The organism is Agrococcus sp. Ld7, from assembly GCF_045064095.1.
Lineage (GTDB): Bacteria > Actinomycetota > Actinomycetes > Actinomycetales > Microbacteriaceae > Agrococcus.
The window spans coordinates 153,881-175,172 of sequence record NZ_JBISGY010000023.1; the positions used below are offsets into that span (position 1 = coordinate 153,881).

19 protein-coding genes are annotated in these 21,292 nt (G+C 72.0%); 10 read left to right on the plus strand and 9 right to left on the minus strand.

Going from position 1 to position 21,292, the window contains the following annotated elements:
• Nucleotides 1-69 precede the first annotated feature (69 nt).
• The 5 genes from uppS (at nt 70) to ACJJVL_RS04210 (ending at nt 6,844) form a co-directional block, all read left to right on the plus strand.
• Complete coding sequence (gene uppS / locus ACJJVL_RS04190; protein WP_405217058.1) at nt 70-846, plus strand: polyprenyl diphosphate synthase; 777 nt, start codon at nt 70-72, stop codon at nt 844-846.
• Between the two features lie 78 nt (nt 847-924).
• Nucleotides 925-3,267, plus strand: coding sequence for an FdhF/YdeP family oxidoreductase (locus ACJJVL_RS04195; protein ID WP_405217059.1), 2,343 nt, complete (start codon nt 925-927; stop codon nt 3,265-3,267).
• A 5-nt stretch (nt 3,268-3,272) separates the two neighbouring features.
• The gene (gene fdhD, locus ACJJVL_RS04200; protein WP_405217060.1) at nt 3,273-4,148 is read left to right on the plus strand and encodes a formate dehydrogenase accessory sulfurtransferase FdhD; all 876 of its coding nucleotides are present in this window, start codon (nt 3,273-3,275) and stop codon (nt 4,146-4,148) included.
• Between the two features lie 112 nt (nt 4,149-4,260).
• A complete protein-coding gene (locus ACJJVL_RS04205; protein ID WP_405217061.1) occupies nt 4,261-5,598 on the plus strand; it encodes a PhoH family protein in 1,338 nt (445 codons plus the stop codon).
• A 169-nt stretch (nt 5,599-5,767) separates the two neighbouring features.
• Nucleotides 5,768-6,844: a winged helix DNA-binding domain-containing protein gene (locus ACJJVL_RS04210; RefSeq protein WP_405217062.1), complete on the plus strand. Its 1,077-nt coding sequence runs from the start codon at nt 5,768-5,770 to the stop codon at nt 6,842-6,844.
• Nucleotides 6,845-7,022: 178 nt separating this feature from the next.
• Here ACJJVL_RS04210 and ACJJVL_RS04215 read toward each other — a convergent pair whose 3' ends face one another.
• The 5 genes from ACJJVL_RS04215 to ACJJVL_RS04235 form a co-directional block, all read right to left on the minus strand.
• Complete coding sequence (locus tag ACJJVL_RS04215) at nt 7,023-7,235, minus strand: hypothetical protein (RefSeq protein ID WP_405217063.1); 213 nt, start codon at nt 7,233-7,235, stop codon at nt 7,023-7,025.
• 150 nt (nt 7,236-7,385) lie between these two features.
• Nucleotides 7,386-8,147, minus strand: coding sequence for an anti-sigma factor (locus ACJJVL_RS04220; protein WP_405217064.1), 762 nt, complete (start codon nt 8,145-8,147; stop codon nt 7,386-7,388).
• On the minus strand, nt 8,128-8,697 hold the full coding sequence (locus tag ACJJVL_RS04225; RefSeq protein ID WP_405217065.1) for an RNA polymerase sigma factor: 570 nt from the start codon (nt 8,695-8,697) through the stop codon (nt 8,128-8,130). The genes ACJJVL_RS04220 and ACJJVL_RS04225 overlap by 20 nt, the downstream gene beginning before the upstream one ends.
• A gap of 28 nt (nt 8,698-8,725) precedes the next feature.
• A complete protein-coding gene (locus tag ACJJVL_RS04230) occupies nt 8,726-9,478 on the minus strand; it encodes a class F sortase (protein WP_405217066.1) in 753 nt (250 codons plus the stop codon).
• A gap of 2 nt (nt 9,479-9,480) precedes the next feature.
• Nucleotides 9,481-10,290, minus strand: a complete 810-nt coding sequence (locus tag ACJJVL_RS04235) for a DUF4397 domain-containing protein (RefSeq protein WP_405217067.1) — start codon at nt 10,288-10,290, stop codon at nt 9,481-9,483.
• A 175-nt stretch (nt 10,291-10,465) separates the two neighbouring features.
• Here ACJJVL_RS04235 and ACJJVL_RS04240 point away from each other — a divergent pair, with 175 nt between their 5' ends.
• Nucleotides 10,466-11,035 (plus strand): prepilin peptidase, encoded by a 570-nt coding sequence (locus ACJJVL_RS04240; RefSeq protein WP_405217068.1) that lies wholly within the window; start codon nt 10,466-10,468, stop codon nt 11,033-11,035.
• A gap of 245 nt (nt 11,036-11,280) precedes the next feature.
• Here the strand turns inward: ACJJVL_RS04240 and ACJJVL_RS04245 are convergent, their stop codons facing one another.
• From ACJJVL_RS04245 to ACJJVL_RS04260, 4 genes are read right to left on the minus strand one after another with little or no spacing between them, the layout of a single operon-like run.
• On the minus strand, nt 11,281-11,784 hold the full coding sequence (locus ACJJVL_RS04245) for a tetratricopeptide repeat protein (RefSeq protein ID WP_405217069.1): 504 nt from the start codon (nt 11,782-11,784) through the stop codon (nt 11,281-11,283).
• Nucleotides 11,781-12,263: a tetratricopeptide repeat protein gene (locus tag ACJJVL_RS04250; protein WP_405217070.1), complete on the minus strand. Its 483-nt coding sequence runs from the start codon at nt 12,261-12,263 to the stop codon at nt 11,781-11,783. The genes ACJJVL_RS04245 and ACJJVL_RS04250 overlap by 4 nt, the downstream gene beginning before the upstream one ends.
• Nucleotides 12,260-14,347, minus strand: a complete 2,088-nt coding sequence (locus tag ACJJVL_RS04255; protein ID WP_405217071.1) for a prolyl oligopeptidase family protein — start codon at nt 14,345-14,347, stop codon at nt 12,260-12,262. The genes ACJJVL_RS04250 and ACJJVL_RS04255 overlap by 4 nt, the downstream gene beginning before the upstream one ends.
• A gap of 9 nt (nt 14,348-14,356) precedes the next feature.
• Nucleotides 14,357-15,313 (minus strand): Lrp/AsnC family transcriptional regulator, encoded by a 957-nt coding sequence (locus tag ACJJVL_RS04260; RefSeq protein WP_405217072.1) that lies wholly within the window; start codon nt 15,311-15,313, stop codon nt 14,357-14,359.
• A gap of 244 nt (nt 15,314-15,557) precedes the next feature.
• Between ACJJVL_RS04260 and ACJJVL_RS04265 the strand changes: the two genes are divergently transcribed.
• From ACJJVL_RS04265 to ACJJVL_RS04280, 4 genes are read left to right on the plus strand one after another with little or no spacing between them, the layout of a single operon-like run.
• Nucleotides 15,558-16,913: an MFS transporter gene (locus ACJJVL_RS04265; protein ID WP_405217073.1), complete on the plus strand. Its 1,356-nt coding sequence runs from the start codon at nt 15,558-15,560 to the stop codon at nt 16,911-16,913.
• 1 nt (nt 16,914) lies between these two features.
• The gene (locus ACJJVL_RS04270) at nt 16,915-18,600 is read left to right on the plus strand and encodes an amidohydrolase (protein ID WP_405217074.1); all 1,686 of its coding nucleotides are present in this window, start codon (nt 16,915-16,917) and stop codon (nt 18,598-18,600) included.
• Nucleotides 18,600-20,213: a thiamine pyrophosphate-binding protein gene (locus tag ACJJVL_RS04275; RefSeq protein WP_405217075.1), complete on the plus strand. Its 1,614-nt coding sequence runs from the start codon at nt 18,600-18,602 to the stop codon at nt 20,211-20,213. Before ACJJVL_RS04270 ends, ACJJVL_RS04275 begins: the two co-directional genes overlap by 1 nt.
• 28 nt (nt 20,214-20,241) lie before the next feature.
• Nucleotides 20,242-21,276: a C-terminal binding protein gene (locus ACJJVL_RS04280; protein WP_405217076.1), complete on the plus strand. Its 1,035-nt coding sequence runs from the start codon at nt 20,242-20,244 to the stop codon at nt 21,274-21,276.
• The last annotated feature ends 16 nt before the right edge of the window (nt 21,277-21,292 follow it).

Genomic DNA, 21,292 nt, shown 5'->3' on the forward strand with positions numbered 1-21,292 from the left:
CGACAGCGTACGGCGTACGCAGTAGCGGTGCGTGCATGCGCTGTGCGTCGCTCCCACTAGATTCGGTACGTGCGACTGCGCAGCGCCCCGGGATCACGGCTCGTCTACCGCTACTACGAGCGGCGACTCCGCCACGAGCTCGAGCACGCGCCGGTGCCGCGCCACATCGCGATGATCATCGACGGCAACCGTCGCTGGGCCAGGGAGCAGAAGCTCGCCTCGGCCGGCCACGGGCATCGCGCGGGCGCGGTGAAGCTGCGGCAGTTCGTCGACTGGTGCGCGAGTGTCGACGTGGAGGTCGTCACCCTCTACCTGCTCTCGCGTGACAACCTCTCCGGTCGCGCGTCGGGGGAGCTCGGCGAGCTGTGCGAGATCATCGCCGACCTCGCGGACGACCTCTCGCGCCAGCCGGGTCGACGCATCCGCCACGTGGGCGATGTGCAGGGACTGCCCCCGCAGCTGGTGGCGTCGCTCGACGCAGCGGTGCAGCGCTCCGCGGGCAATGACGGGCTGCACGTCAACCTGGCGGTCGGCTACGGCGGGCGTCACGAGCTGGTCGAGGCCGTGCGGCGGATCCTCGCGAACGCCGACACCACGAGCCCGGCGGAGCTGGCCGAGCGACTGACGCCGGATCTCATCGCCGAGCACCTCTCGACCGCCGGGCAGCCGGATCCGGATCTGGTGATCCGCACCTCCGGCGAGCAGCGGCTGAGCGACTTCATGCTGTGGCAGAGCGCGCACAGCGAGTTCTACTTCGTCGAGGCCATGGGTCCGGAGCTGCGCGAGGTCGACTTCCTGCGCGCGGTGCGCGCCTACGGGATGCGCGAGCGCCGCTACGGGAGGTGAGCGCGGCAAGGGCCCGCGTGCCAGACTGCGTGCAGAGAGTGCGCGCAGCAGCGAGTGCGCGCAGAAGAGGGTCGGATCATGGTCAAGAGGGCACCGAAGCACGACATCGATGAGAGCCGCGTCCGCGTGGGGAAGCCGAAGACGACCGCGGTGGGCGTGCCGGCGGTGCTCCACGCGCTGAAGATCGCGAACGACCAGATGGGCGTGGTGCGCTCGGCGCGCACCCTGCTGCGCGTGAACCAGAAGGACGGCTTCGACTGCCCGGGCTGCGCGTGGCCGGAGGAGGACAAGCGGCACCTCGCCGAGTTCTGCGAGAACGGCGCGAAGGCGGTGGCCGAGGAGGCGACCGTCAGACGCGTCGGACCGGAGTTCTTCGCCGCGCACTCGCTCGAGGAGCTGCGCGAGCGCGACGACTGGTGGCTGGGGCAGCAGGGCCGCCTCACGGAGCCGATGATCAAGGACGCCGGGGCGACGCACTACCGCCCGATCTCGTGGGACGACGCGCTCGAGGTGGTGGCCGAGGCGCTGCGCACGCTCGAGGATCCGCAGGAGGCGATCTTCTACACGTCCGGCCGCGCATCGAACGAGGCCGCGTTCCTCTACCAGCTGCTGGTGCGGGGCCTCGGCACGAACAACCTGCCCGACTGCTCGAACATGTGCCACGAGTCCAGCGGCTCCGCACTCACGGAGACCATCGGCATCGGCAAGGGCACCGTCTCGATCGAGGACATCCACCGCGCCGAGCTGCTGATCATCGCCGGCCAGAACCCGGGCACGAACCACCCGCGCATGCTGAGCGCCTTGGAGAAGGCGAAGCAGCGCGGCGCGCGGATCATCGCCGTGAACCCGCTGCCGGAGGCGGGCCTGGTGCGGTTCGAGAATCCCCAGACGCCGCGAGGCGTGATCCTCGGCGGCACGAAGATGGCGGATGAGTTCCTGCAGATCCGATTGGGGGGCGACCAGGCGCTCTTCCAGGCGATCGGCAAGCACCTGCTCGAGATGCACGAGGCCGATGGCGGCGTGCTCGACACGGCGTTCATCGACGAGCACACCAGCGGCTTCGAGCCCTATCGAGCCGCGCTCACGAGCCAGGGCTGGGACGAGCTCGAGGCCGCCACGGGCTTCGGCGAGGCGCGCCTGCGCGAGATCGCCGAGCAGGTGCGCGCGTCGAGGTCGACCATCGTCTGCTGGGCGATGGGGCTGACGCAGCACAAGCACTCGGTGCCGATGCTGCGCGAAGTGGTGAACATGCTGCTGCTGCAGGGCAACATCGGCCGTGCGGGCGCGGGCGTCTGCCCGGTGCGCGGCCACTCCAATGTGCAGGGCGACCGCACGATGGGCATCTACGAGAAGCCCCCGGCGGAGTTCCTGGATGCGCTCGACGCCGAGTTCGCGTTCTCTGCGCCGCGCGCCTGGGGCTACGACACCGTCGAGGCGATCCGCGCGATGCGCGACGGGAAGGCGAAGGTGTTCATGGCGCTGGGCGGCAACTTCGCCAGCGCCACGCCGGACACCGTCGTCACCGAGGCGGGTCTCGAGCGCATGGCGCTGACCGTGCAGGTCTCCACCAAGCTCAACCGCTCGCATGTCGTCACGGGCGACCGCGCGATCATCCTGCCGACGCTCGGCCGCACCGATCGCGACCGCCGCCGCGGCGGCGAGCAGCGGGTCACGGTCGAGGACTCGATGGGCGCCGTGCACGCCTCCCGCGGGCGCCTCGCCCCGCCGAGCGAGGACATGCTCAGCGAGGTCGCGATCGTCGCCCGGCTGTGCGCGGCCCTGTTCGAGGGCCCGGATGCGGTGCCGGGCGCGCCGCAGGCCGACTGGGACGGTCTCGAGCACGACTATGCGCGCATCCGGCACCACATCTCTCGCGCGGTGCCCGGCTTCGAGCGCTTCGAGGAGCGCATCGAGAAGGGCCGCACCCTGATGCTGCCGAACGGTCCGCGCGACGCCCGCAGCTTCGCGACCGTCGACGGCAGGGCGCGCTTCACGGTCAATCCGCTCGAGTACCCGCACATCCCCGCTGGCCGCCTGCTGCTGCAGACGCTGCGCTCCCACGACCAGTACAACACCACCATCTACGGCAAGGACGACCGCTACCGGGGCATCAGCGACGGTCGCCGGGTGGTGCTCGTGAACGCCGACGACATCCGCGAGCTCGGCTTCGCCGACGGCCAGATCGTCGACCTGGTCTCGGAGTGGACGGGCGCCGACGGCGTCGTGCAGGAGCGGCGCGCCGAGGCCTTCCGGCTGGTGCCCTACCCGACCCCGCACGGGAACGCCGCCGCCTACTATCCGGAGACGAACGTGCTCGTGCCGCTCGATTCGGTCGCCGACGTGAGCGGCACGCCCACCTCGAAGGCCGTGATCGTGCGGCTGGAGGCGCGCGGCACCGACGCGCGCGCCGGAGCGGCGTAGGGGAGATGGGTCGCATCGTGACGCGGCACCCGGTCACCCGGGTGCGGCTGGGCAGCGAGCCCGTGCGGCGCGCGGACACGCTCGCGGTCGAGGAGCCGCTCGAGGTGCGGGTGCACGGGACGCCACTGGCGGTGACGATGCGCACGCCCGGCCACGACGCCGAGCTGGCCACCGGCTTCCTGGTGTCGGAGGGGGTGGTCGCCAGCGGCGCCGAGGTGCTGGGCGCGATCCACTGCGGCGGCCCCGGCACCGGGCTGAGCGGCGAGCCCAACACCTACAACGTGCTCGATCTGACGCTCGCGCCGGGCGTCGCACTGCCGTCGTCCGACATCGCGCGCAACTTCTACACCACGAGCTCGTGCGGCGTGTGCGGCAAGGCGAGCATCGAGGCGATCGAGACGATCTCCAGGTTCGAGCTGCATGACGACGAGACCGAGCTCGACGCCGAGATGATCGCGCGGCTGCCCGAGCGCCTGCGGGCGCAGCAGGCGGCGTTCGACAAGACGGGCGGGCTGCACGCGGCCGCGCTCGTCGACGTCGCCAGCGGCGAGATGCTCGTCGTGCGCGAGGATGTCGGCAGGCACAACGCCGTCGACAAGGTGATCGGCTGGGCCGCCCAGCAGGGCAGGCTGCCGCTGCGCGGCACCGTGCTGCAGGTCTCGGGGCGCGCCAGCTTCGAGCTCGTGCAGAAGGCCGTGATGGCTGGCATCCCGGTGCTCTCCGCGGTCTCCGCACCATCGTCGCTCGCCGTCGAGCTGGCCGTCGAGGCGGGGTTGACGCTCATCGGGTTCGTGCGCGACCCCTCGATGGTGGTGTACGCGCATCCGCATCGTCTCCGCATGCCGTGTGTCGGTCGCGCGGCGCCGCGGGCACGCGCGTAGATTCGGCACTGTCGGACCGATCAGTCCGACGAGCGAGCGGCCATCGCGCCAGCGAGCATCACGGGAGGCGACGGCTGCGTGATCCGACCACAGGTCGGAAAGGGAGCATCACGTGCCTGACCTCGCCACCACCACCGCATCCGGAGCCGACCAGTCACGGGAGCAGACGACTCGCCAGCGCACCTACGTGCTCGACACGAGCGTGCTGCTGTCGGACCCGGGTGCGATCCACCGCTTCGCCGAGCACCAGGTGGTCATCCCCGTGACCGTCATCGCCGAGCTGGAGAAGAAGCGGCACGACCCGGAGATCGGCTACTTCGCGCGCAAGGCGCTGCGGAACCTGGACGACCTGCGGACGGTGCACGACCGGCTCGACTTCCCGGTGCCGACCGAGCACGGCGGCTCGCTGCGCGTCGAGCTGAACCACACCAACCAGCAGGTGCTGCCGAGCGGGCTGCAGCTGGGCGACAACGATTCGCGCATCCTCGCGGTCGCCTCGAACCTTTCGCGCGACGGGCTCGACGTGTGCGTCGTCTCGAAGGACATGCCGATGCGCGTGAAGGCGGCGTCGATCGGGCTGGCGGCGGAGGAGTATCTCGCGGAGCAGGCGGTCGATTCGGGCTGGACCGGCATCGCCGAGCTCGCGCTGTCGGGCGAGCAGATCAACGCGCTCTACGAGGACGAGCGGATCGAGACGCCGCTCGTGAGGGACATGCCGCGCAACACCGGGCTGATCCTCTCCTCCGAGCGCGGCTCCGCGCTCGGCCGGGTGACGCGCGCGGGTGAGATCTCGCTCGTGCGCGGCGACCGCGAGGTGTTCGGGGTGCACGGCCGCTCCGCCGAGCAGCGGCTGGCGATCGACCTGCTGCTCGACACCGAGGTGGGCATCGTGTCGCTGGGCGGCTCCGCGGGCACCGGCAAGTCGGCGCTCGCGCTCGCGGCGGGCCTCGAGGCCGTGCTCGAGCGGCGCCTGCACAAGAAGGTCATCGTCTTCCGCCCCCTCTACGCGGTCGGCGGTCAGGAGCTCGGCTACCTGCCCGGCGACAAGGACGAGAAGATGAACCCCTGGGGCCAGGCGATCTACGACACGCTCGGCGCGCTCGTGAGCGACAACGTGCTCGACGAGGTCGCCGCCCGCGGCCTGCTGGAGGTGCTGCCGCTCACGCACATCCGCGGTCGCTCCCTGCACGACGCGTTCGTGATCGTCGACGAGGCGCAGTCGCTGGAGCGCAACGTCCTGCTCACGGTGCTCAGCCGCATCGGGCAGAACTCGCGCGTCGTGCTCACGCACGACGTGGCGCAGCGCGACAACCTGCGGGTCGGTCGCCACGACGGCGTCGCGAGCGTGATCGAGACGCTCAAGGGCGAGGATCTGTTCGGGCACGTGACGCTCGTGCGCAGCGAGCGCTCGCGCATCGCCGCGCTCGTGACGAGCCTGCTGGAGGGCTGACGCGCAGCCGCCGGCGGCCCCGCGGCCGGCGGCCCCCCGGCGGCCGGCGGCCCTGCGGCATCCGGACCCCGAATCGGCAGGCGGACCCCAGATCTCGGGTCCGCCTGCCGATCTCGGGTCCGCTTCGCGCGGTCGGCTCGGCGTTGGCCGCCGCCGGTAGCGTTGCGCCATGCTCCAGATGACGCGATCGGAAGCACGGCGGCTGCGCCTGCTCGCGCAGGGCGTGAGCGGCGCCAGCAGAGCAGGCGGCCCGGCGAGCGGCACCGCTGCGCGGCGGACGCCCGCCGACGTCGTGCACCGCATGGTGGCCATGCAGGGGCAGGATCTAGCGCAGGTGCTGCGCGCGATCGCGGTGCGCTCGGCGCCCGGCACGACGCTCGCCGAGGTGCGAGCAGCGTTCGACCGCGGCGAGCTCGTACGCTCCTGGGCGATGCGCGGCACGCTGTTCGTCGCGACGCCGCCGGACCTCGCGGCACTCCACGCTGCCGTCGCGCCCCGGATGCGGCGGCAGGAATGGCGCATGTGCACCGACGGCGGCATCGACGAGCGCACCGCGCGGCGCTCGGCGGAGGCGCTGACCGATCACCTGGCGGGCGGTCCCCGCTCGCGCCGGTCGCTGCTCGCGGCGTGGGACGCCGCCAGCATCGAGACCGCTGCCGGCCGCGGCTACCACCTGCTCGCGCTGCATGCGCTCGACGGCCTCGTGCGCTTCGGACCGTTCGATGGGGAGGAGCAGCTGCTGCTCGGCGGCGGGGCACCGCCGGTTGCCGACCCCGACGCGGCGCTCACCGACGCGCTGCGCCGCTGCGTCGCGGCTCGCGGACCGACCGCCGTCGAGGACGTCGCATGGTGGAGCGGCCTGCCCAAGCTGCTCGTGCGCGCATCGCTCGCGAGCGCGCCCGGTCTCGAGCCCGTGCTCGTCGATGGAGCACCCATGCTGCGGGCCTCGGATGCCGCCGCCGGTGCTCGCAGCGGCGTTCGGCTCATCCCCGGCTTCGACGAATGGGTCCTCGGCTACCGCGACCGGTCCCACACAGCGAGCGCCCGGATGCTCCAGGCGATGGTGCCGGGCGGCAACGGCGTCTTCAAGCCTGTCGTGCTCGTCGACGGGCGAGCCGTCGGCACGTGGCGGTGGCCCACGGGCGGGAGGCAGGCGCGTGAGCCGCAGCTGCAGCTCGTCGAGCCCGTGACGGCATCCACGCGAGCCAGCATCCACCGCGCGGTGGAGGCCTGGCCGCATCGCTGAGCGCGGCGGCGGCCGCCAGCGCGTTCGCGAGGTGTGCCGCCAGCGCGGGCGTGACGTGTGCCGCCCGGGCGGGCGTGACGGCGGAGGAATGCGCGGCGCTGGGGCTCCTCGTCAGCCACGCGTGGCGCTGGAATCGCGGCCCGCGCTCTCGCCGCAGGAGGCGGGCGAAGGCGTCGTCTCACTCGTGCGGGACGACCTCGCGCAGGATCCGCTCCCAGACTGCCGCAGGCGGATCCGCTGGCTCGGCGAGCGCTCTCCGGACGCGCTCGGCCGTTCGCCGCAGCGAGGAGACGTCGTCGGCGCACGCGCCGCAGCGCTCGAGGTGCGCGCTCCGATCGGAGGGTGCGCCCAAGGCGAGCGCCGTGATGGCATCGTCCGACAGGTGCAGCATGCGTCTCCCTCCCTTCACGAGGTCTTCGGAGCGCTCCCGACTTCCGATTGGTCCGGCTCGTGACGGAACGATCGACCGCACGACCCGGAACGTCCTGCGGTGCTTGGCGCGCGGGAGCCCAGGACGCTCGGAGATCGAGCGTGCGAACCGTCAGAGGTCGAGGGCGCCCCGCCAGATGCTGTTGCCCGAGTGCGTCGGATCGCCGTCGTTCGGCTCAATCGAGACGTCGACGATGGGGTAGGTCGCGAGGTCGAGCCCCGGCGGGAGCGTGAGCTGCGTCGACTCCGCATCCATGACGCCCAGGCTCACCATCTGCTGCGCCTGCTCGTCGAGCAGCCAGACGTCGAGGTAGCCGTCCACCTCGGGCAGCGCGTCGGCATCGACGATCAGCAGGCGCTGGCCGTCGCGCTCCACAATCTCGGCGCGGGCAGGCGCGACCGACACGCTCGACTCGAGCGGATCGAGCACGGCGTTGGCGACGTCGGTCGTTCGAGGGTCGGCGCCCAACTGGGAGACGAGCAGCACCGCGACCGATGCCGCCACCGCTGCCGACGCGGCGCAGGCTGCCAGCAGTGCGCCCCCGCTGAAGCGGCGCCGGCGCCGGCGGACGACGTGGGATGCTTCGCGATGTGCGGGCGTGGGCTCGTCAGCCACGCCCGCGGCGGGCTCAACCGGTGCCGCCGCATCCTCGGTCTCCTCGAGATCCTCGGACTCCGCGATGTCGGCCGCGATGCGATCCCAGATCCCGGCGGGTGGAGCGAGGGCGGGCACGTCGGCGGCGCGATAGCGATCGGCGGCATGGCGGAGCGATGCGATCTCGGCACGGCATGCCCCGCACGTCGCCGCGTGCGCGTGCTCCGCCTCATGGCCTAGGGCGAGCGCGGTGAGCTGCTCATTCGACAGGTGCTCCATGCGACTCCTCCCAACGGTCTCGCAGTCGGCGCAGTGCGCGCGACAAGTGGCTCTTCACGGTGCCGACCGGCATCGCGAGCGTCTCGGCTATCCATGCGGTCGAGCGATCCTCGATCACGGCGAGGCGCACAATGGTGCGCTGCGGCTCGCCGATGCGCTCCAGCTGCTCCTGCACCGTGAGGGCGTCTGCGACCGAGTCGAGCACGGGATCTCCCGCGCCCTGCTCGAGCACCGCGGAGAGCACCTCGGGCTCGGTCGCCAGCTCGTGCTGCGAGCGGGCTCTCCAGTGGTCCGCGATCCGGCGCCGTGCGATGGCGACGATCCACGCTCCTAATGGTCCCGCGTCGGGATCGTAGGACTCGCGCGATCGCCAGACGGAGACGAAGGTCTGCTGCACCACGTCCTCTGCGTCGTGCTGCGCCATCGCCCGGAGTGCGATCGCGTAGATCATCCCGCCCCAGCGCTCGTACACGAGCCGCAGCACCTCTGGCGACGGATCGGCGGCGAAGGCCGCGCTCAGGCGCGCCCCCTCGACATCCTCGGTCACCACGCGTCGAACGTAGCATCGTCGTCACCGCTCACGACTCAACCGGGACGGCGGTCACGACGATGTTGTCCTCGTATGCGCCCGCGGCCGCATCCCACTCGCCGCCGCAGGTCACGAGCTGCATCGCGTGCTCGCCGTCTCGGGCGAAGAGCGACTCGAGCGGCAGCTCTGCCTTGGTGATCTGCTCGATCGCCGTGATGCGGAACAGCAGCAGTTCGCCGGACGCTGTGGTGACCTCGACGGTGTCGCCAGTGGATGCGCGCAGCACCGAGGCCATCGGGGCGGCTCCGATGTTGCTGTCGAAGTGTGCCGCGAGCACCGCCGAGCCGTCGTCGGCGCCGGGAGCCGGGCCGTAGCGGTACCAGCCGAGCTCGGTGACGAGGTCGGGGACATCCATCTGGCCGTCGTCCCTGACCCCGACGGGCACCACGCCCAGCTCGAGCCCCACAGACGGCACGCGCACGGATGCGGGTGGGTCGACCGTGGCGGGGGCGGCGGGTGCTGCATCCCGCGCCCCGACGCTGGTCGGCACGTCGGCGCTCGATCGCACTGCTGCGACGGCGGGCTCCGACGCCTCTGGTGTGGGGGTGGAGAGCGGAGCGGCAGCGGTCGGCTGCTCGAGCGAGGCGGGTGCCATTGAATTCGTCACGAGCACGAGGCCGGTCACGACTGCCGCGGTGCTGAGCGCCGCGAGCGCGACCATGATCATGAGGCGGCCCCGCGCGCGCACGCCCGAGGGCTCCCGCCGCGATGCACGCGACGAGAGCCCTCGGTTGGTGCGCATGGTCAGCTGCGCTCCCGTGCGGGACGCAGCGTGCGCGTCGCGATCAGGCCGAGGCCGAGCACGCCGGCCAGGGCCAGGGCGATGCCGAGCCCGCGCTCGTCGGCGGCGCCGCCGAGACCGGAGGGCACGCCGCTGGGGGTGCTGTGTGCGTCGACGGTCTGCACCGCGAGCTCGAGGTTGCCGTCTGCAGCGCTGCCCCAGGCGGTCACGATGGTGTTGACGCCTTCAGCAAGGTCGAGGTCGGCCGGGCCGATTGCAACGTCCTCGGTGCCTGCGAGCACCACATCCGCCGTGATCATTCCAGCAGCGGTGTCGAGCGAAGCCTCGTTCGGGTTGGTGAGGCCCTCGACGATGACGTCGCCGTTGGCACGCACGTCGACGGCGGGAGCCGCCGCCAGGTGGCGCACGGTGACGCGCGTCTGGCCAGCCTCGATGGGCTCGGTGCTGTTCGCGAATGCCGAGAGCATCGGGTCGCCGCTCTCGGAGAGGTGTGCGGCGAGCGTCAGGTTGGCGGATGCGGGCACCTCGACGCCCATGGCCTCGATCGCCGGGTCGGCCGAGTCAGGCGTGTCGCCGTCGGCGAAGACCTGGATGTCGTACGAGCCGGCCGCGAGCATCATCGGGTCGGTCAGGGTGCCGGGCTCGAAGTCGCTGATGGCCTCTTCGCCATTGATGTAGACGTCGACCGTGAGGCCGGGGACGCCGTGCAGGACCGACACCGTGGCGTCGCCCTCGGCGGCCATGGCGGGTACGGCGCCGAACGCTGACAGGGCGACTGCGGCGCCAACGCCGATCGCGAGCTTGCGCTTCATGATGGTCTCCTCGATTTGTGCGACGCGGTGTGCGCCGTCCTACCCCCATATCGCGGCGAGCGCCCGGATCGGTTGCAGCAGGTTCGAAAGAATGCATCCCGGGCGTGTCGCACGTCGGCGGTGAGCTGTGGAGAACGCTGCCGCGGGTGTCGCGATCCCGGCTACCGTGGCGCGCGTGACCACCGCGACCGAGGCGACGGCGAGCGAGCTCGCTGGGCCGTCGCCGCCCGTGCGGCTGCGCGCCGTCGACCTGCTCGGCATCCCGCTCGCCTCGGTCGTCGCGGTGCTGCTCGCGACCGTGGGCTGGGATGCCATCGCGATCGTGCCGCTCGCGGCAGCCGCAGCGTTCGCGCCTGCCCTCGCGCGCATCGACACCCTCGAGCGGCGACTGCCGAACGCGATCACGCTCCCGCTGCTGCTGCTCGGCGCGCTCGCGGGTGTCGCGCGGCTGCTGACGGGCGACCTCTCGCTGCTCGTCGCGTTCGGCTGCGGCGTCATCCTGCTGGTGATGGCCGTGACCGGCGGCATGGGGATGGGCGACGTCAAGCTGGGCACGGCGCTGGCGCTCGCGAGCGCGACGCTCGGCTGGTCGGTGCCGCTCGTGGGCCTCGCGACATCCGTGATCGTCGGCGGCGTCGTGGGCGTGGTTGCGCTGGCCGTGGGGCACCGCACCGTGGCGTTCGGCCCCTGGCTGCTGGTCGGCCACGCACTCGCGGCCGTGGGCGCTGCGCTTCGCCTCGCGTGACGCGAGCGTCGCGCGCGTCGCCGCGCCCGCGTCGCCCGCCTCGCCTCCGTCGCCCGCCTCGCCTCCGCCGCCCGCCTCGCCTCCGCCGCCGCGCGAGTTGCCGCGTGTCAACTTGTTGCTGAAACTTCGCTCGATCGCAGCGACAACCTGACACGCGTCGGCCGGAGCGCGTCGGCGGCCGACGTGTCACGCGGGGTGCGTGGTGCCGGGGCGAAAGCGAGCTCGCCGGGGCGCGGCGATCGCGGCTACGGGGCGTCGGGGGATGGCTCGGGGTCGGTGAGCGCGGCCGCGTAGTTGCGCACCGACCGGTTGTAGCGGGGGAGCGTCGGCTCGATCGCCTCGACCACGACGCGCATCGCCTCGTCGTGACGTCCGGCCGTATGCAGCGCGAGGGCGAGGAACACGCGTGGCGCTGCGCCGGTCGACGGATGCGTCGGGGCCGCCTCCAGCACCGCGATCGCATCGTCGAGACGACCGGTGTTGCGCAGCGTCGAGCCGTACTGCACGGCCAGCTGCGCGTGCTGCTCGGCATCCAGCCCCAGCGCGAGCGCCCGCTCGTACTCCCGCTCCGCCTCGTGCTCGAACCCGTGCGAGTCGAGCATCCCCGCGAGCTCGAATGCGGCGCGTCCGTCCGTGCCGGGATACGCGTCCGCCAGCACCCGCATGGCGGCGATCGCCTCATCGGCGTCGGCGGCATCGAACCGCGCCCAGAGCGCGTCGACCTGCAGCTGCCACTCGGTGCCGCTCACGCGGTCTCCTCCGTCAGCATCACGGCGTAGCCGCTGAGCGCCCGCCGGTACATCGGCATCGTCGGCACGAGCGCCTCGAGTGCGACGCGCAGCGCCTCGGCGTGGCGTCCCGCGTCGTGCAGCGTGAGCGCGATGAAGGCATCGCGTGCGGCGCCGACCTCGGGATGCTCGGGTGCCTCGCGCAGCATGGTGAGCGCCTCGTCGACGCGGCCGAGGTTGCGCAGCGTGGAGGCGTGCTGGATCTGCCGATGGGCATCGAGGTCCGGGTCGATCTCGGCGAGGCCCTCGGCGGCAGCCTGCTCATAGAGCGCGGCTGCTTCGGACTCGAGGCCGGCTCCGTCATGCGCGCTCGCGAGCTCGAACAGGCCGAGCGCCGGATGCGGGGCGCTCGGGGCGAGCAGGGCCATGCGTTCGACCCGCTCGAGCTCGTCGATCGACTCGTCGTCCCAGAGCGCGGCGAGCTCGTGCGTCCAGCTCACGGGCGAGGCCCGGCCTGCAGCGCTGGATCCGCGACCCGCAGCCCCGTGTGGTGCGCCGCGAAGGCCAGCTGGTCGGCGAACTCGAGCGCCGCGGCGTCGACGGGCTTGCCCATGCCGTGGCCCGCACGGGTGTCGACCGAGAGCAGCACCGGCGCATCCGAGCCCGACGCCGCCTGCGCCCGCTGCAGCTCGGCTGCGAACTTGAACGAGTGCGCCGGCACCACGCGGTCGTCGTGATCGCCGGTGGTGATGAGCGTCGGCGGATAAGCGACGCCCTCGCGCACGCGGTGCAGCGGCGAGTATTCGCGCAAGTAGGAGAAAGCCTCTGGCTCGTCCGGGTCGCCGTAGTCGCTCGCCCACGCCCAGCCGATCGTGAAGCGGTGGAAGCGCAGCATGTCGAGCACGCCGACACCGGGCAGCACCGCCGCCCAGAGCTCGGGCCGCTGGGTGAGCGCCGCACCCGCGAGCAGGCCGCCATTGGAGCGGCCGTGCAGCGCGAGCTGCTCGCTCGTCGTCACGCCCGTCGCCACCAGGTGCTCGGCGATCGCGAACAGGTCGTCGAAGACCTGCTGCTTGCGCTCCTTCGTGCCGCCCTTGTGCCACTCGGAGCCGAACTCGCCGCCGCCGCGCAGGTTCGGCACCACGAGCACGCCACCGGCCGCGACCCACGCGGCGAGCACCGCGCGGAACCCCGGGTTCATGGGGATGTTGAAGCCGCCGTAGCCCCAGATGAGCGTCGGGCGCGCCGTGCTCCCGTCGTCGCCCTCGGGGCGCACGAGGAACGCGGGCACGATGGCGCCATCGGTGGAGGCCGTGCGGATGCGCGTGGTCGTCGCGGCGGGCGCGGCCGGTCCCGGCGTCGGCAGCGTGCGATGCGACACGAGCCTCGCGCCGTCGACCTCGAGCACGTGGCGCGTGCCGCGGTCGACGAAGCTCGCGGTGCTCGCGAGCACCGTGCTCGAGTCGGAGCTCGCCTCGGAGCCGGTGATCGAGATGCCGTCGCCGAGCGGCACGTCGTCGCCCAGCTCGCCGTCGAAGGTCGCCAGCTGCATGCGGTGGCTGGCGTCGTGCGAGTACTCCAGCACGAGGCCGCTGGCGGTGAGGGAGGCGTCCAGCAGCACGTCCTCGGGGTGCTCGGCGATGACCGTTGACCGGTGCCCGGTGTCGAGCTCGAAGGCGGCGAGCCGGTAGCGCGCGGCGCCCTCGTCGGTGACGGCGTAGAGGCGGCCGTTGCGGATGCCGATCGCGTTCCACTCGTGCTCGTGCCCCTCGACGAGCTGCGTCAGCGCGTCGTCCCCGGTGCGACCCGCCGCCAGGTCGTTGCCGCTCGACGCGCCCGTGTCGGTCGAACGCACGAACCAATGGTCGTCGCGCGGCCAGTGGCGCGCGAACATGCGCGGCTGCTCCGGGTTCGTCCACAGGACCACGTCGTCGGCGACGTCGGTGCCGACGACGTGCCCCTTGAGGCGACCGCCGCCCATCTCGTCCGTGAGCGCGTCGCCGGTCGGCGCGTCGTACGCCCAGTAGCTGAAGGAGCGGTCGTCGAACCAGACGGCGCCGTTCCACTTCGTCCACCCGATCTCGTCGGCGAGATCCTCACCCGTTGCGACATCCCGGATGCGGATGGTGCGCCAGTCCGAGCCGCCGTCGGCCGCGCCCCAGGCGAGCAGCGCACCGTCGGGGGAGACGCTCGCCATGGTCACCGCGACCGTGCCGTCGCTCGAGAGCGCGTTCGGGTCCAGCAGCACGCGCGGCCCGTCGCCGGCACCGTCGAGTGCCTCGATCGAGTCGGCGACCACGAGCAGGGGCTGGTTCTGGCCATCGCTGTGCCACGCGAAGGCACGGCCTTCGCGCAGCCACGGGCAGCCTCGCGTGGGCGCCTTGAGCAGGGCGGTCACCTGCTGTCGGAAGGCGTCGCGGGCAGGCAGCTGCGCGAGCAGCGGCTCGGCGAACGCGTTCTGCGCCTCGATGAATGCCCGCGTCTCGGCCGAGTCGCCGTCCTCGAGCCACCGGTACGGGTCGGCGATCGCCTCCCCGTGGATGCTCTCGACCGTTTCGTGCCTGCTCACCTCGGGATAGCGCATCCGCTCACCCTACTGAGGCGCGCGCGGCCCGACCGCGAGCACCCGGCCGAGCGCCCGCGCGTAGTCCTCCTTGATGACGTCGTAGTGCGACCACGACTCCAGCGCGCTCACCTGCTCGATGCCGCGCAGCTCCTCGATGACGTCGAGCAGCGGCGCGGATGCCGTGCCCACCACGGTCGCGATGAAGTCGAAGACGCCGTGCGAACGGGCGGCGAAGTCGATCGCCGGGGAGGCGAGGATCGCATCGCGGACGGGCGTCGCATCGCCGCTGACGGCGATGCCGATGCCGATGGCGAAGCGGGAGCGCGACGGTCCGCCGGACTTCAGCGCCGAGATGCGGATGACGCCCGCGTCGACGAGCCTGCGCACCCGAGCGCGCGCGGACGACGGCGCGAGGTGCACGGTGTCGCCCAGCGCACGGTAGCTGGCCCGGCCATCCCGCTGCAGCTCGGCGATGAGCGCCCGGTCGAGCGCGTCGAGCGTGACCTCCTCGCGGCGCTCGGAGACGAAGAAGCCCTGCAGCACCTCCGCATACGTCGATACGCGCAGCCGCCGCACGTTCGGGATGCGCCGCATCGCGTCGAGCGACGCGTGCAGCTCCTCGACGCCGCCGTGACGCGACTCGACCACCACCGGGAGCGCCCCGCTGGTCATCGACACGAACACGGCATCGCTCATGCCCGCGATCTCCCGTGCGACCGGCAGCGCGGGACCGCTCACGTCGAGCATGGTGTGCACGAGCAGGGTGTGGCCGACCACGCTCGGGTCGAGCGCGGCGACCACGCGCAGCCCGCCGTGCGCCTGCAACCACTGCAACCGCTGCGAGACGAGGTCGCGGGAGGCGCCGAGCCGCCCAGCGAGCTCGCTGATGCTCGCGCGGCCGTCCTCCTGCAGCGCACGCACCAGGTCGGCGTCGATCGCATCGTTGTCGGTGGCGCGCGATGCGCGCGGGTGGGCCGTGGCCATCGATGCTCCCCAACTTCCTGCATCTGTCCCATGGTGACGCAGACGCTCGGTCGGAAACATCGTATGGCATCCGAGTGCCGACCGATGGGGGCTCCAGCCTGACAGATCGTTGGAGACGGCAGGGATCTGCGCGTGATCCTGCTCTCGCGCTGGTGGCGCATCTGTCCTAAGGTCGACGCATCCGGCGCATGCCGCAGCTTGCCGTGCGACAGACGCCGGGATCCTGATGAGCAAGGGAGCTCCCATGACCACCTCCGCCGCCCCGGCGCCCGCACATCCGCACCGCCGTGCGGTCAAGGCGGGCTTCGCCGCCGCCGTCGGCACCACGATCGAGTGGTACGACTTCTACGTCTACGCGACCGCCGCCGCGATCGTCTTCCCGACCGTCTTCTTCCCCGAGGCCGAGCCCGCGATCGCTGCGCTCTGGTCCTTCTCGACGTTCGCGGTGGCTTTCCTCATGCGCCCGCTCGGTGCCATCATCTTCGGGCACATCGGCGATCGCATCGGCCGCAAGCCGGCCCTCACGATCACGCTGCTGCTCATGGGCGTCGCCACCGTGCTCGTCGGACTCGTTCCCGACTACGAGAGCATCGGTGGCGTCGCCGTGGTGCTGCTGATCGTGCTGCGCATCGCGCAGGGCCTCGCCGTCGGCGGCGAGTGGGGCGGCGCGAGCCTGATCGCGGTCGAGAGCGCGCCCGAGAAGTGGAAGACCTTCTACGGCGGCTTCACGCAGCTGGGCAACCCGCTGGGCGCCCTGCTGGCCACCGGCGCGTTCTGGGTGCTCGCCGCCATGGGTGACGACGTCCTCTTCACGTGGGGCTGGCGCGTGCCGTTCCTGGCCAGCGTCGTGCTCATCGGTGTCGGCTTCTGGGTGCGCTACCGCGTCGAGGAGACACCGGTGTTCGAGGCGAAGGTGCACGAGCGTCAGCAGTCGACGCCGCTGGTGTTCGCGCTGAAGAACAACTGGTACCCGATGGTGCTGGGCATCGGCATGGTCGGCATCGCCTCCGGTGGCTACTACCTGGCGACCACCTACGTGCAGAGCTACGCGACATCGCCGTCGGTGGGGTTGGAGGCCTCGATCATCCTCGGCGCCATGACCGTCGCCTCGTTCGTCGAGGCAATCGTCACGCTGCCGCTCGCGTACCTGGGCGACAAGTGGGGCCGCAAGCTCATGATGTACCTGGGCATCGGCCTGTCGGTGCTGATCGTGCTGCCGCTCATCCTCGCGATCGACGACAAGAACGTGGCCATGATCTACGTGCTCGTGACCGCCATCCGCCTCACGATGAGCGCCACCTGGGCGCCGCTGTCTGCCCTGATGTCGCAGATGTTCCGCCCGCAGTCGCGCTACACCTCCATGTCGCTCGCCTACGGCACGGGCGCGGCGATCTTCGGTGGTCTGTCGCCGGTGGCCGCTGCCGGGCTGTTCGCGCTCACGGGCAGCATCTGGGCGGTGGTCGGGCTGTTCGCCTTCCTCGGCCTCATCGCGTGGGTGTCGACCTACCTCGCCCCGCAGCACTCCGACGAGGCACCGGTGACCCAGTCGTTCGAGCCGCGCCTCGACACCACCGCCGTCCGCACCGACAAGGAGCGCTGAGTTGCGCCGCCTCGCCACCTACGACGACCGTGATTCCGCGCTCACGCTCATCACGGCCGATCGCATCCTCACCGTCGACGACGAGCTGCCCGAGGCACGGGCAATGCTCATCGGCGGCGGCAGGATCGAAGCGATCGGCACGGTGGACGAGGTGCAGGATGCGCTCGCGGGGCGCGACGCCGTGCGCGTCGATCATGAGGGCGCGACCGTCGTGCCGGGCTTCGTGGACGCGCACGCGCACCCGCTCATGTACGGGCAGCTGCTCACATGGATCGACGTCTCGCCGGCCAAGGCAGGCACGATCGACGAGATCGTCGAGCTGCTGCGCGAGGGTGCGAAGCGGCTGCCGCCCGGGGTGCCGGTGCGCGGCTTCGGCTACGAGCAGCGCAACCTCGCCGAGCGCCGTCACCCCACGCGGCAGGAGCTCGACCGGGTCGCCAGCGACCGGCAGGTGTACATCATGAACGCCTCCGGCCACGGCGGCGTCGTGAACAGCTACACCTTCGAGCACTTCGGCGTCACGCGGGAGACGCCGAACCCCGCGGGCGGCGAGTTCTTCCGCGATGCCGCCGGCGAGCTCACCGGGGAGCTCTCGGATGCCGCGTGCAACGTGCTCACGGGCCTGCACGGCGTGAAGATCGGGCACCATGGGCCGAACTTCCACCTCGGCGACGAGCCCGCGGAGCATCAGCGGCAGCTCGACCTCGTGCAGCGCGAGTTCCTCGCCGGCGGCGTCACCGCGATCGGCGATGCCCAGGTCTCGAAGCGCGAGATGGCGGCATGGCTCGAGATGGCCGACCGCGGCGCGCTCTCGATGCGGGTCTCGATGTACTTCCTCTCGCACCTGCTGGATCAGGCGATCGAGCTCGGGCTCACCGGCCCCTTCGGCAACGCCTTCCTCTCGGCCACCGGCATCAAGCTCTATGCCGACGGCACGCTCGGCGGCTGGACCGCGTACTTCCCGGAGGGCTACGTGGGCGACCCGTGCCGCACGGGGCAGCTCTACCACGAGCCCGCCGAGTACGCGGGGCTGGTCGCCAAGGCGCACGCTGCCGGGCTGCAGACGGCGACCCACGCGCAGTCTCCGACGGCGATCACGATGGTCGTCGACGCGCTTGAGGTGGCGCTCACCGAGCACCCCGACGCCGATGCCCGGCATCGCATCGAGCACTGCGGCCTGCCCACCGAGGGCGACATCGCTCGCATGGCGACGCTCGGCATCCGCCCCGTGAACCAGCCGCAGCACCACTACAACTGGGGCGAGGGCGTCGAGCAGGCCATCGGCACGCCGGGCGAGCGGTTCAACCCGCTGGGCGAGTTCGTCGCCGCCGGTGTGCCCGTGACGATCTCGTCCGACGCGCCCGTTGCTGAGCCCCGACCGCTCGAGGCGATGCAGGCGGCTGTCACCCGCGTGACCCGACGCGGCACGAAGCTCGGCCCAGACAGCCTCCGCATCGACGCGGCGGCTGCGCTGCGGGCGCACACGCTCGAGGGCGCGATCTCGCTCGGCCGCGAGGCGGATCTCGGCTCGCTCACGATCGGCAAGCGCGCCGACTTCGCGGTGCTCGCGGCAGACCCGCTGGCGGTGCCGGGCGACAAGCTCGCCGCCGTCGAGGTGCTGGAGACCTGGGTCGACGGCACGCGGCGATACGACGCGACGCGGCACCAGAGAACACAGGGGGACTGATGGAGACCACGATGAAGCGCACGACCGGATGGGTCGTGATGGAGACGCTGCACGGCTACGGGATCGACACGGTCTTCGGCATCCCCGGCACGCACAATCTCGAGTTCTACCGGCCGCTGTCGGCGCTCGGGATCCGGCCGGTCACGACCCGCCACGAGCAGGGCGCCGGCTACGGCGCCGACGGCTGGTCGCTGCAGACCGGCAAGCCGGGCGTCGTCATCACCACCAGCGGCCCCGGTTTGCTGAACGCCCTCTCGGCCGCCGGCACCGCCTTCGCCGAGTCGCGCCCCATGATCCTCATCGCGCCCGGCCCCGCCCGCGGGCAGGAGTTCGCGGACGCCGGCACCCTGCACGAGACCAAGGACCAGCTGAGCGCCGCGAGCGCGATCGTCGAGTGGGGTCGGCGCGTGCAGACCGCCGAGGAGGCGGTCGCGGCGGTGCACGACGCGTTCGCGCTGTTCGCCACCGGCCGCCCGCGCCCGGTCTACCTCGAGATCCCGCTCGACCTGCTCGAGGAGGAGACCTCGCTCGCCGGCGACCCGCTCGCGCCCCGCGAGCACCCGGCGGCGGCCGCGCCCGACGGCGCGCTGAACGAGCAGGCGGCGACACTGCTGCAGCACGCGCACGACCCCGTGATCCTGGCCGGCGGTGGCTCGCGCCGTGCGGGCAAGGAGCTCCGCGCGCTCGCCGAGCGACTGGGCGCGCCGGTCGTGACGACGCTCAACGCCAAGGGCGTGCTCGACGAGCACCATCCGCTCTCGCTTGGCTCGAACCTGCGCCTCGCGGCCGCCCGCGACCAAGCCCGCGACGCCGACGTGCTGCTCGTGGTGGGCTCGAAGCTCGGCGACGCCGAGCTGTGGGTCGACCGGCTCGAGGCACGCGGCAGCGTCATCCGCATCGACCTGCTCGAGAGCCAGCTGCAGCGCAACCAGGCCGCAGAGGTCGGCATCGTCGGGGATGCGCGAGCGGCCCTCGCGGCGATCGTCGAGCAGCTGGGGGAGGGCGAGCCGCGCGCGGGCGCCGCCGCCGACGTCGCGGCCACGCTCGAGCGGGTGCGCGCCGAGTGCACCGAGCTCTCCGCGGACAACACGGCGCTCGCCGAGGCCATCGTGCAGGCGCTGCCGGCGGACGTGATCGTCGCGACCGACTCCTCGCAGATCGCCTACTGGGGCCTGCTCAACGTGCTGCGCACATCCGTGCCGAACTCCACCGCATACATGGGCACCTACGCGACCCTCGGCTACGGCCTGCCGGCAGCGATCGGTGCTCGCATCGGCGCGCCGGACCGGCCCGTCGTCGCGGTGGTCGGGGATGGCGCCCTGATGTTCTCGGTGAACGAGTTCATGACCGCCGTCGAGCAGCGACTCGACGTCACCGTGATCGTGGTCGACAACGGCGGTTATGCGGAGATCAAGCAGAACGAGCTCGACGCCGGCATCGCGCCCGTCGGCGTCGACCTCGCCCAGCCCGACTGGGCAGCGCTGGCGGATGCGTTCGGCGGCACCGGCCGTCGGGTCGCGGATGCGGCGGGGCTGGCCGAGGCCGTCCAGGCGGCGGTCACCGCCGGCGGCCTGCAGCTGATCCACATCGACCAGTCGACCTTCGCCGCCTGAGTGCAGCCGACCGACCCAGGGGAACCGCATGCCCGCACCCGTTGCCGTCTACACCGACATCGACGACACCGACGTGTCGCTCGGCGTCGAGATGCTCGAGCGTGCCGGTTTCACGGTGCGGATCTTGGGGACACGCGATGCTGCGGCGATCGTGAGGGGTGCGCGGGATGCTGACGTGCTGCTGAACGGCTATGCGCAGATCACCCGCGCGATGCTCGAAGCAATGCCGCGGCTGCGGCTGGTCGCGACCATGTCGATGGGCTTCGACATGGTCGACCTCGAGGCCGCCGCCGAGCGCGGGGTCGTGGTCACGAACGTGCCGGGTGCGGCAACCGAGGAGGTCGCTACCCACGCCCTCGCGCTCATGCTGCACGCGGTGCGGCAGCTGCGGTTCTACACCGGCTCCGCGAACCCGACCGACTGGAACGCCCGGGCACCGCGGCCCCCGCAGCGGCTCAGCGAGGTGACGCTCGGCATCGTCGGCCTCGGCAAGATCGGGCGCGAGTTCGCGCGGCTCGCAGGCCCGCTGTTCGGCGAGGTGATCGGCTTCGATCCGCTGCTGCCCGACACCGATGCGCTGCGCGCCGAGCTCGCGCGGCTGGGCGTGCAGCGCACAGGTCTCGCCGAGGTGCGCGACCGCTCGCATGTGCTCTCGCTGCACCTGCCGCTGACGCCCGAGACCGAGCGGATGGTGGATGCGGCGTTCCTCCGTGCGATGCCGACCGGTGCCGTGCTCGTGAACGTCTCGCGCGGTGCGCTCGTCGACGAGCCTGCGCTCGCGGCGGCACTCGATGCCCGGCAGCTCTCGGCGGCCGCGCTCGACGTGCTCGCCGACGAGCCGCCGCGCGCCGACCACCCGCTGCTGGGGCGCGACGACGTCGTGCTCACGCCGCACATCGCCTACTTCTCCGGCCGGACCGAGTCGGAGTACGTGCGCATCCAGGCCCAGAACGCGATCTCTCTGTTCGAGACGGGCCGTGCGGACTCGCCCGTGCCCGGCACGCCGGTGGCCGCGCCGCCGGTGGCCTCGTCGCCGATGCCCGCCCCGCACGTGCCCGTGTGATTCCCGATCGCCCTCT